Here is a 10,784-nt window from a genome sequence, read left to right as displayed (position 1 = left end):
AGGCAGACATGGATTTAATTAATTTTCGGGTAGGGAAAAAAACCATTTCACTAAAAATATTGGATATCCTGCTTACGGAGCGTTACGAAGGCAACCTCACCTCTTTGCCCAATGATAACCCCAGCTTTATGGGCGTGAAGGATTACATGGGCACACCGACGCCCATCTTTGATCTGGGCTTGATATTAAATAACCAGTCGTCTTACGACATTAATAAGTCTCTGGTCACAATGTTGCAGGAGCGCGAGCAAGATCATAAAGCCTGGCTCGCTGAGCTGGAACGCAGCATCTATAACGATCAGCCTTTTACCCAAGCCAAAGATCCCAAGCAATGCGCTTTTGGCAAATGGTACTATAGCTTTAAAACCGACAATGACGACCTGCGCACACTATTGGCGCGCTTTGAGGAGCCTCATAACAAACTCCATGCGCTGGCAGACAAGCTGCTCACCATCAATGCCAAGGGAAATAAAGATGAGGCCCTGCAATTACTGGAGAAAGAAAAGTCGACCACCTTTATGAAGCTGATCCGCCTGTTTGAGTCGGCCCGGGATCAAATCATTCTGGACCACAAGCCCATTATCGTCTTCACCACCCAGGATGGTCAGCAGCCACACATTGGCCTGTTGGTCGATCAGGTCGAGGACAATATTCACTGCGATGAGTCGGACATCAAGTCTCTGCATGAAATGACCAGTATGGGTTTTGAAATCGATCCGCAAACCCGCAAAATGATGAAAGGGCTGATTAAACAGGGAGAACAACATAGCCTGGTACTCGACCCCAGTGCTATCTTTCGCCCGGACCACTTACGGCAATATGAACCGGAAGAAACCGAAGCCTATGGCTTGTTCTGAATACCCATTGCTGGCAACCGTGAAATGACACGCCTGGGCTGTGCTAGCTCATTCGTTATCGCAATAAAAAACGCCGCAATTGCGGCGTTTTTTTGTATTCGGCAAGTAATTACTTACTTGGCCTGACGGCTTGCGCGCTTACGCTCGCTTTCAGTCAGTAGCTTTTTACGAATACGGATGCTTTCTGGTGTTACTTCTACCAGTTCGTCATCATCGATAAACTCAAGCGCTTGCTCAAGTGTCATTATGATAGGCGGAACCAGGTTCTGTGCTTCGTCAGTACCCGATGCACGTACGTTGGTCAGCTGCTTACCTTTCAGGGCGTTAACCGTCAGGTCGTTATCACGTGCGTGAATACCGATGATCATCCCTTCGTATACTTCAACACCGTGACCGATGAACAGCTTACCACGGTCCTGCAGATTGAACAGGGCATTGGTTAGCGCTTTACCCGCTGCGTTTGCGATCAGTACACCGTTCTTACGTTGACCAATGTTACCGCCTTTGTGCGGGCCGTAGTGATCGAACGTGTGGTACATCAGACCAGAACCAGAAGTCAGTGTCATGAAATCAGTCTGGAAACCAATCAGGCCACGAGATGGCATGATGAAGTCCATACGGATACGGCCTTTACCATCTGGTGCCATGTCAGTCATTTCTGCTTTACGCAGGCCCAGTTGCTCCATGATAGCGCCCTGGTGCTCTTCCTGTACGTCAACAGTAACCGTTTCATACGGTTCTTCCAGCTGACCATCTACTTCGCGCAGGATTACCTCTGGACGAGATACCGCCAGCTCATAACCTTCACGACGCATGTTTTCAATCAGGATACCTAAGTGCAGTTCACCACGACCAGATACACGGAAGCTGTCCGGGTTGTCGGTTTCTTCAACGCGCAGTGCAACGTTGTGTACCAGTTCTGCCTGAAGACGCTCAAGGATGTTACGTGAAGTAACGAATTTACCTTCCTGACCTGAGAACGGAGACGTGTTTACAGAGAAAGTCATAGTTACCGTCGGCTCATCAACAGATAGCGCAGGTAGTGCTTCAACCGCATTGACATCACACACAGTGTCAGAGATTTTCAGCTCGCCCAGACCTGTAATAGCGATGATATCGCCAGCCTGTGCTTCTTGTGCTTCATGACGGTCAAGGCCTAAATAAGTCAGAACCTGACCCACTTTACCGTTACGTGTTGAGCCGTCAGCACCAACGATAGTCACCTGCTGGTTTACTTTCACTGTACCGCGCTTGATACGGCCTACACCGATTACACCGATGTAAGAGTTGTAGTCCAGCTGAGAGATCTGCATCTGGAACGCGCCTTCTGGATCTGCGTCTGGCTTTTCTACCTGCTCAACAATGGCTTCAAACATTGGCTGCATGTTGTCTGACGGCTCGTCCAGGTCCAAGGTCGCCCAACCGTTGATAGCGGATGCGTAGATAACCTGGAAGTCAAGCTGCTCGTCAGTCGCGCCTAAGTTATCGAATAAGTCAAATACCTGATCCATTACCCAATCAGGACGTGCACCTGGCTTATCGATCTTGTTGATAACAACGATAGGCTTCAGACCCAGCGCGAATGCTTTTTGCGTTACGAAACGCGTTTGCGGCATTGGACCTTCCTGGGCATCAACCAGTAGCAATACTGAGTCAACCATTGAAAGTACACGCTCTACCTCACCACCAAAGTCGGCGTGTCCCGGGGTGTCAACGATATTGATGTGGTAATCGTTCCATTCGATGGCGGTGTTTTTCGCCAGGATGGTGATGCCACGCTCTTTTTCAATATCATTCGAGTCCATGACACGCTCTTCGTTGCCACCGCGTGTCTCTAATGTGCCAGATTGTTCCAGCAGCTTATCGACTAGGGTAGTTTTACCATGGTCAACGTGCGCGATGATCGCGATATTTCTTAACTTTTCAATGCTCATATTTTTACTCAGAGAAGTTGGCCCTCAGTGATCCTAGTCGAATCGCGCAAAAATGCGCACCTAAGATGCCGATCCACAATTAAAGGTCGCGTATTATCCCCTAATAATGTGACAGATGAAAGTTTATCCAGCTTTTTTTTACAACCCAGACCGTGAAATGCGCAAAGTCTGCTGTTTTGTCGCTCCACAGTCACAGCCATGTGCTAAAGTGAAACCATTGCGCAGCGCACCAGTGTGGTGCGAAACCCAATATTGACACGCACCACGATGGTGCAAAATAAGATTAAATACGTTATGGATAAAAATAATCCATTGATTAACAATGAATTACAAAACTGGCACGAATAACGCTTAGTAGTGCGCAAATGCAGAGCACTGCAACAAAAAATAACCCTACGAGTCGGAGGACACATGTCACAATCGGTTTTAGATTTAATTAAAGAGCATGACGTTAAATTCGTTGATTTACGTTTCACGGATACCAAAGGTAAAGAACAACACGTTTCTATTCCTCACCACCAAGCCGATGAAGACTTCTTTGAAGACGGCAAGATGTTCGACGGCTCGTCTATCGCAGGCTGGAAAGGCATTAACGAATCAGACATGGTACTGATGCCAGACGCCTCTACCGCTAAACTAGACCCTTTCTCAGAAGAAACCACGCTGATCGTACGTTGTGACGTACTTGAGCCCTCAACCATGCAAGGTTACGAGCGTGACCCACGCTCTGTTGCTAAGCGTGCAGAAGACTACATGCGCTCTACTGGTATTGCTGACACAGTGTTATTCGGTCCTGAGCCTGAGTTTTTCCTGTTTGACGACGTGAAGTTCAAAACAGACATGTCTGGCTCTATGTACAAAATTGATGCCCAGGAAGCGAGCTGGAACTCAGATAAAAGCTACGAAGAAGGCAACATGGGCCACCGTCCGGGCGTAAAAGGCGGTTACTTCCCGGTTGCACCGGTTGATTCATCAGGTGACTGGCGTAGTGCGACTTGTCTGGTACTAGAAGAAATGGGTCAGGTTGTTGAAGCACACCACCACGAAGTAGCAACAGCCGGTCAGAACGAGATCGCAACACGCTTCAATACTATGGTGATCAAGGCTGACGAAATTCAGGAAATGAAATACGTTATCCATAACATGGCGCACCTGTATGGCAAAACAGCGACCTTTATGCCTAAGCCTGTGGTTGGCGACAACGGCTCTGGTATGCACTGTCACCAGTCACTGGGTAAAGATGGCAAAAACATCTTCGCAGGCGACAAGTACGGTGGTCTGTCTGAAGAAGCCCTTTACTATATCGGTGGTATCATCAAGCACGCTAAAGCCATCAATGCATTTGCTAACGCTTCTACCAACTCGTACAAGCGCCTGGTACCTGGCTTTGAAGCGCCTGTTATGCTGGCTTACTCAGCACGTAACCGTTCAGCGTCTATCCGTATCCCGGTTGTACCGTCTGAAAAAGCACGTCGTATTGAAGTACGCTTCCCGGATCCTACTGCGAACCCGTACCTGGCGTTCTCTGCCATGCTAATGGCAGGCCTTGATGGTATCAAAAACAAGATCCACCCTGGCGATGCGATGGATAAAGACCTATATGACCTGCCAGCGGAAGAAGCGGCAGAGATCCCGACGGTTGCCTCTTCACTGCAAGAAGCACTGGATTCTCTGGACGCAGATCGCGAATTCCTGACTCAGGGCGGTGTATTCACTGATGACCTGATCGATGCATACATAGCGTTGAAGTCTCAGGAAGTTGAGAAGCTGAACATGACAACTCACCCGGTTGAGTTCGAAATGTACTACAGCGTATAAGCTGATTTTCGGTGTTCTGGTGTGTACAGGCTGATAAGGCTTGTACACTGCGCAGCCCAGAATACTTAGTTAAGCCGTATTCGCTCACCGACCGGGCTGCTGTTCGGTGAAAGTACTGGCTGACTCTGCGCTCTTAAATCATATGTGTTCTCAAGCCCGCATTGCGGGCTTTTTTCGTATCGGTGCAATGGTAAACTTGCGCTAAAAGCACTAAAGTTATAGCTGGTCATGTGCGTCTTTTGAGCAAGGTGAAATTGTGTTGCGGCTTTATTGGGTGATTCTGTGTTTGGTGTACAGCGGCAGCGCTGTATCAGATCAAAAAGTCTACCGCTGGAAAGATAAGAACGGTAATTGGGTTTACTCCGATGTGCCGAAAAAGGGCTCTGAAAAAGTCAAACTCAGCACCAATATGCTCACTATGCCGGCCACAGATACCAGTATTCTGATCCCTACCCAAACGACGCCAGCTGTAACCTATCAGGCGAAGATTACCGCACCGAGCGACCAGCAAACACTGCGAGAAAATAGTGGCAGCGTTTATGTGAATGGCTTAGTGACGCCCCGTTTTGCCAATGGCTTTCAGGTGCAGCTCTTTTTGAATGGCAAGGCGACCGGTCCTAAACAGACCACTGCTTCTTTTGCGTTACGAGACGTGCCCAGGGGGGAACACAAATTGCAGATGAAGGTTTTTGATGACAAAGGCATGCTGGTTGCCCAAAGTGCAGTAACCACCTTTTTCCTGCATCGCGCCAGTCTGCTCAACCGTTGATTATAATAACAGGTGTGCTAATCTGCGGCGCACCAATTTGGTGCAAGGCGATCCAATATGGCACAACCCTCCTCTGAACTGATACACGAGTTATGGCAAAATTTATCTACCGCGGTGATCTTATTAACTGAAGATTTGACCATTTATTTTGCCAACAACAGCGCCAGTGAACTGCTGGGGCTGGGCAATAAGCGGCTACTTAATCAGCCTTTCGAAACCATTTTTCATCACCACATGATCGACATGAAGCGGCTGCAACGATATGTCCTGGACGATGGAGTCGACTGTCAACAACATAAGGTTGACGTGGTCTTCATCGACAATCGCGCCAGCACACTGAACCTGTTCGCACGCCGCTTTATTCTCCAGGGTCGTGCGTTTATTCAACTGGAATGCCGCAGAATTGACGAAGAGCTGCGCTTTGATCAGGCCTTTAATCAGGCACACCAATATCAGGCTGCCAGAAACCTGATCCGAGGGCTGGCGCATGAGATAAAAAATCCATTAGGTGGGATCAGAGGAGCGGCGCAATTATTGCAGTATGAAGTTCAGCAGGAAGAGCGGGACGAGTGCGCCGAGCTAATCATCGAACAAGCCGACCGTCTGACCGAACTGGTCGACCGTTTGCTGGGGCCCAATGAATTACCCAGAAAGGAGCCCTGTAATGTCCACCGTATGTTGGAGTCGGTGCTCCGTCTCAGCGAACTCGACGGCGCACCTGGGATCCGACTGGTCAAAGATTATGACCCCAGTATCCCGGATGTAGTTATGGATGAGGCGAAAATTCAACAGGTGGTTTTAAACATTGTTCGCAATGCACAACAAGCACTGGGTAAGCAAGGCGAGATTAAAGTCTCCACTCGGATCCGCCATCGCATCAGGCGTGGTAAGCAGTTAATGAAAAAAGCGCTACAGATCCGAGTGACAGACAATGGCCCAGGTATTGCGCAAGAAATGCAGGCAACCCTGTTCTATCCAATGGTGACCAATAAAGAAGGTGGCTCGGGACTAGGCTTGTCCATTGCACAAACTTTGGTTGAGCAGCACCATGGCTTTATCGATTGTGACAGCTGGCCCGGACATACGGAGTTCGCTATCTACCTGCCGTTTGACGCATAAACGCATCGCAAACAAAGATGCGCTGGTAACTAATTATGAGAAGTGGGATCACACAATGAAAAATGTTTGGCTTGTCGATGATGACGCCTCTATACGCTTTGTCCTGGAAAAAGCGCTGGCCCGTGCGGACTTTCAAACCGAAAGTTTCTCCAATGGCCAGGATGTGCTCACCGCCCTGACCTATGATCAACCCGCCGTGCTGATCTCAGACGTCAGGATGCCAGGCATAGACGGTATGGCACTGCTCGAAGAAATAGCCGAACAACACCCGAACCTGCCGGTCATCATAATGACCGCCCATTCCGATCTGGATTCCGCTGTCAACGCCTTCCAAAAAGGGGCTTTTGAGTATCTGGCCAAGCCATTCGATCTTGATGAAGCGGTCTCTCTGGTTGAGCGCGCTTATCAGGCAAGTTCACAAAATAATAAAGCCAGACGACCCAGCAGTAATGCCAAACAACCCGACATTATTGGTGAAGCACCGGCCATGCAGGAAGTTTTCCGCGCCATAGGTAAATTGTCCGTCTCCAGCATGAGCGTGCTGATTAACGGCGAATCCGGCACAGGTAAGGAGCTTGTAGCAGGTGCTTTACACAATCATAGCCCGCGCAAAGAACAACCATTTATCGCTCTCAACATGGCCGCCATTCCTAAAGATTTGGTCGAATCTGAACTGTTTGGCCACGAAAAAGGCGCCTTTACCGGTGCTGACAGCATTCGCCGTGGACGGTTTGAGCAAGCCAATGGCGGTACGCTGTTTCTGGATGAAATCGGCGACATGCCACTGGATGTGCAAACCCGCCTGCTCAGAGTGCTGGCTGATGGCGAGTTTTATCGGGTCGGTGGTCACCATAGTGTGAAAGTGGATGTGCGGATCATTGCAGCAACACACCAGGATCTGGAGCGTCTGGTTGAACAAGGGGAGTTTCGTGAGGACTTGTTCCATCGCCTGAATGTTGTCAGGCTGAAGCTCCCTCCGCTGCGAGAGCGCCGTGAAGACATTGCCAAATTGAGCGAGAACTTTTTAGCTCGCAGTGCAAAAGAGTTGAAGGTACCGAGTAAGGTATTGACCCAAGAGGCGCTTAGCGTCATGCAGGCGTTTCACTGGCCCGGTAATGTTCGCCAGCTTGAAAACAGCTGCCGCTGGCTAACTGTGATGGCACCAGGCGATGTTATCAATGTCGCTGACCTGCCTGAAGAGCTGAACCAACCTGTACAACTTAGCTCGACAGATGCCGTTGAAGGTGACTGGCTGGATGCCTTTCAGCATTGGCTGGAGCAAGAGCTGCACCAGGGAAAGGAAGACATTTGGCCTCAGGTTCAGGCACAACTCGAAACCAGATTGATAAAAACAGCACTGGCCGTGTGTCATGGCCACAAACAAGAAGCCGCCCTGAAAATCGGCTGGGGACGCAATACCCTGACGAGAAAGCTGAAAGAGCGCAACTTTACCTGAGTGTGCTGGCAGCTGTATGAAAAAACATCACTTGTTCCTGAAAGCTGGAAACCGTACTTTTAATACGTGCCTCGGCACATAAAAAGAACGAAATACAACATTTAAGGAACGACTATGAAAATCAGATTACAGAAAAAATCGCTCAAACGCTTGGACAACAAAACTCCACTGGCTCAGGAGCTGACCCCACAGGCCGCTGGTGGTATGTATGCCAGCTCACCTTACAACCCGGATGTATGACCTACAAGGGGCTGACTTGCCCAACCTCTCCGTATGATCCGGGCTGCTAAATACGTGCCCGACTGCCGAGCGAAAGCCCGGCAGTTTCTGCATCGGCTGCTACCTTGACCCCACAGTAAAAAGCAAGCACTATGCAGTCATATAGATCCGAACTTGCTGTATATTATGAAACTATTGGAGCATATTCCACTGATCAAACAGTTGGAAATTCTCAACAGACTGGCCTTCTTTAAAGAGTTTACCCTGTCTGAACGTCAGGTACTGCTGGAGTCCTTTAGTCACCTGTATCTGGTCAGTAAAGACAGGCATGCATTTCGGCGCTTTGACAAAGATAATCGACTCTACATTGTGCTCAGCGGCGAGCTGTCAATCTACACTCAGGATCAGCATCACGCGATTGGCAAAGTCGGTCCGGGTGAATTCCTCGGAGAAGGGGCGTTCATTACCCATAGGGAGCGCAGCACCAGTGCACAGGCAACCAAAGATACCATTTTACTGGCAATCACACCCGATGCACTGACCCGACTGCCCAATGTGATCAGAGAAAAAATCAAAGATAAGATCATAGATGGAATGAGCGCGCGGATCAGTCAACTCAACCATTATATTGAAGACCATTTATAGCGGATCAAAAAAGGCGCCGGAGGGCGCCTTTTCAGTGTTACTGTGCCAGTAACGTTTCGAAGTGTCCGAACAAAATGTCCAGCTCTTCGATGGTGTTGTAGTGCATACACCCAATACGCACCACACCGCCACTCTCCATCACACCCAGTTGCTCACATAAGCCCTGCGCGTAGAAGTTACCGTCCCACACACAAATATGCTGCTTGCCCAGATACTCGGATACAGTGCGCGGTGCAATGCCCTCAAAGGTCAATGCAAAGGTCGGTGTGCGCTCTGCCAGACGAGTGGTGTCTGAAATACCAAACAAGCGGATCTGCGGGAATGCCTGCAAGCGTGACAAAAAGTGCGCACTCAACGCCATTTCATGGGCTTTAGTATTTGCAAAAGCCACGCCTAACCGCTCACGTCGTGGGGTATCTTCAGGTAGTCCGCTCAATGATGCAATGTAGTCGATGGCGGCGACAACGCCAGCCAGGCCTTCAAAGCTCTGTGTTCCAGTTTCCCAGCGACCTGGCACAACGTCTTTTGCCGGTTCAACTTTATAAGGTGTAAAGCCGGCAAGGTGCGCCATTTTACCGTATACCACGCCCACATGAGGGCCGAAAAACTTATACACCGAACAGGCCAGGAAATCACAATCCAGCGCCTGCACATCGATAAGTTCATGCGGCGCATAATGTACCGCATCCACATACACTAAGGCACCAAATTGGTGCGCCAGCTCAACTATCTGTTTAATGTCGTTAATAGAGCCCGTTGTGTTAGATGCATAGGTCACCGCCACCAGCTTAGTCTTGTTGCTAAGCAAACTGCGGAAGTGATCCATATCCAGTGTACAATCGGCCTCATTCACTTTAACCGCATGCACACTGGCACCTTTGTCTTCGGCAGCCTGACGCCATGACGACACGTTCGAGAAATGATCGGCATTGGTGACAATCACTTCATCACCCGACTGCCAGTCGCGCGAAATGGCACGGCTGAAGCTAAAGGTCAGGCTGGTCATATTAGCACCAAACACAATCTGCTCTTTAGCCGGTGCGTTAAGCAGATCTGCCACAGCCTGGCGGGCATTATTCATCAGCTCAACAGTCTTATCGCTGGAGAAAAACGCCCCGCCGAGGTTTGAGTTAAAGTAACCCAGATAAGCAGACATGGCACTCAAGACTGACTGAGGAACCTGTGAGCCACCCGGACCATCGAGGAAAATAGGTGAATGACCAGCCACTTGCTGCATTAGCGCAGGAAACTGACGACGCACTTGATTCAGATTCATAATGGCCTCTTACGCGGTGAACACAAAGCAGTCCAGGTAGCCGGTCTGCGTGGCATCTAACTTGTTCATTGGCGTCGCGTTGTGCCACACCTCACGGTCATTGACCAAAGCGAACAAGCCATCTTTGATCTCCATTTTAAAGCATGGTTCAGCCTCTTTGTGTTCATACACCAGTAACTCACCACCTGCGATGTTCTCATGAGAAACACCACATACACACACATGATCGAAACCATCCTGATGCACACCCTCTGGTGCTGGCGGTGTATCACTCTCAATGGCCAACATGCGGAACTGGTGTACTTCAATATCACGCTCATCACTGATGCCTGTCATTGCTTTAAACTCATTCAACAGATGTTTAAAACCGTCACTGTGGATCAGCTCATCTTCCAGGTTTTCATACACACGCTCAACATTACCCTGAAAGGTATTGATTGAGTCGTCCTGGACAAAGGCTTTGGTCGGCTGCAATGCCACCTCGCCACCGGCGAATTTCAATACAGAGTAACGGCGTTTTCTGAATGCGCCGTCTGCATACGGGTTATCTGGCAGACGGTTAAACGAAGGTTTAACGGCATCGATCTGCGCTTGTTGAATAAAACGAAGTTGTAGCAAATTCTGGTTGTTTACTGCGGTCATTTTGCTCTCGCCTAGGGATGACAATTTGGCGGTGATCTTAATCCATTTT

The 10,784-nt window shown here is 49.3% G+C and carries 10 protein-coding genes; 7 read left to right on the top strand and 3 right to left on the bottom strand.

Features of this window, described 5'->3' with window-relative positions:
- The first annotated feature begins 8 nt into the window (after nt 1-8).
- Nucleotides 9-857, top strand: a complete 849-nt coding sequence (locus tag ELR70_RS05655; protein ID WP_054016999.1) for a CZB domain-containing protein — start codon at nt 9-11, stop codon at nt 855-857.
- A 113-nt stretch (nt 858-970) separates the two neighbouring features.
- Here the strand turns inward: ELR70_RS05655 and typA are convergent, their stop codons facing one another.
- Nucleotides 971-2,791, bottom strand: coding sequence for a translational GTPase TypA (typA, locus tag ELR70_RS05650; RefSeq protein ID WP_054017000.1), 1,821 nt, complete (start codon nt 2,789-2,791; stop codon nt 971-973).
- A gap of 411 nt (nt 2,792-3,202) precedes the next feature.
- Between typA and glnA the strand changes: the two genes are divergently transcribed.
- From glnA to ELR70_RS05625, 6 genes are all read left to right on the top strand, one after another.
- Nucleotides 3,203-4,609 (top strand): glutamate--ammonia ligase, encoded by a 1,407-nt coding sequence (gene glnA, locus ELR70_RS05645; RefSeq protein WP_054017001.1) that lies wholly within the window; start codon nt 3,203-3,205, stop codon nt 4,607-4,609.
- Between the two features lie 256 nt (nt 4,610-4,865).
- Entirely contained in the window at nt 4,866-5,378 is a 513-nt protein-coding gene (locus ELR70_RS05640; RefSeq protein ID WP_235577136.1) for a DUF4124 domain-containing protein, read from the top strand.
- A gap of 57 nt (nt 5,379-5,435) precedes the next feature.
- The gene (glnL, locus tag ELR70_RS05635; protein ID WP_054017002.1) at nt 5,436-6,497 is read left to right on the top strand and encodes a nitrogen regulation protein NR(II); all 1,062 of its coding nucleotides are present in this window, start codon (nt 5,436-5,438) and stop codon (nt 6,495-6,497) included.
- Nucleotides 6,498-6,552: 55 nt separating this feature from the next.
- Nucleotides 6,553-7,953 carry a nitrogen regulation protein NR(I) gene (gene ntrC / locus ELR70_RS05630; protein WP_054017026.1) on the top strand — a complete coding sequence of 467 codons (1,401 nt, stop codon included), beginning with the start codon at nt 6,553-6,555 and terminating at the stop codon, nt 7,951-7,953.
- A 114-nt stretch (nt 7,954-8,067) separates the two neighbouring features.
- Complete coding sequence (locus tag ELR70_RS25685; protein ID WP_277749876.1) at nt 8,068-8,193, top strand: hypothetical protein; 126 nt, start codon at nt 8,068-8,070, stop codon at nt 8,191-8,193.
- 165 nt (nt 8,194-8,358) lie between these two features.
- Entirely contained in the window at nt 8,359-8,817 is a 459-nt protein-coding gene (locus tag ELR70_RS05625; protein ID WP_054017003.1) for a cyclic nucleotide-binding domain-containing protein, read from the top strand.
- A gap of 37 nt (nt 8,818-8,854) precedes the next feature.
- On the opposite strand, the gene ELR70_RS05620 is transcribed toward ELR70_RS05625, so the two are convergent.
- Together ELR70_RS05620 and ELR70_RS05615 are read right to left on the bottom strand one after the other, a co-directional pair.
- On the bottom strand, nt 8,855-10,093 hold the full coding sequence (locus ELR70_RS05620; protein WP_054017004.1) for a cysteine desulfurase-like protein: 1,239 nt from the start codon (nt 10,091-10,093) through the stop codon (nt 8,855-8,857).
- Nucleotides 10,094-10,102: 9 nt separating this feature from the next.
- Nucleotides 10,103-10,735 carry a 2OG-Fe dioxygenase family protein gene (locus tag ELR70_RS05615; protein ID WP_054017005.1) on the bottom strand — a complete coding sequence of 211 codons (633 nt, stop codon included), beginning with the start codon at nt 10,733-10,735 and terminating at the stop codon, nt 10,103-10,105.
- Nucleotides 10,736-10,784: the final 49 nt, after the last annotated feature.

Origin of the sequence: Pseudoalteromonas sp. R3, from assembly GCF_004014715.1 — a bacterium.
Lineage (GTDB): Bacteria > Pseudomonadota > Gammaproteobacteria > Enterobacterales > Alteromonadaceae > Pseudoalteromonas.
Note: the sequence above shows the minus strand (reverse complement) of the source record. Positions and strands in the feature narration are given on the sequence as shown.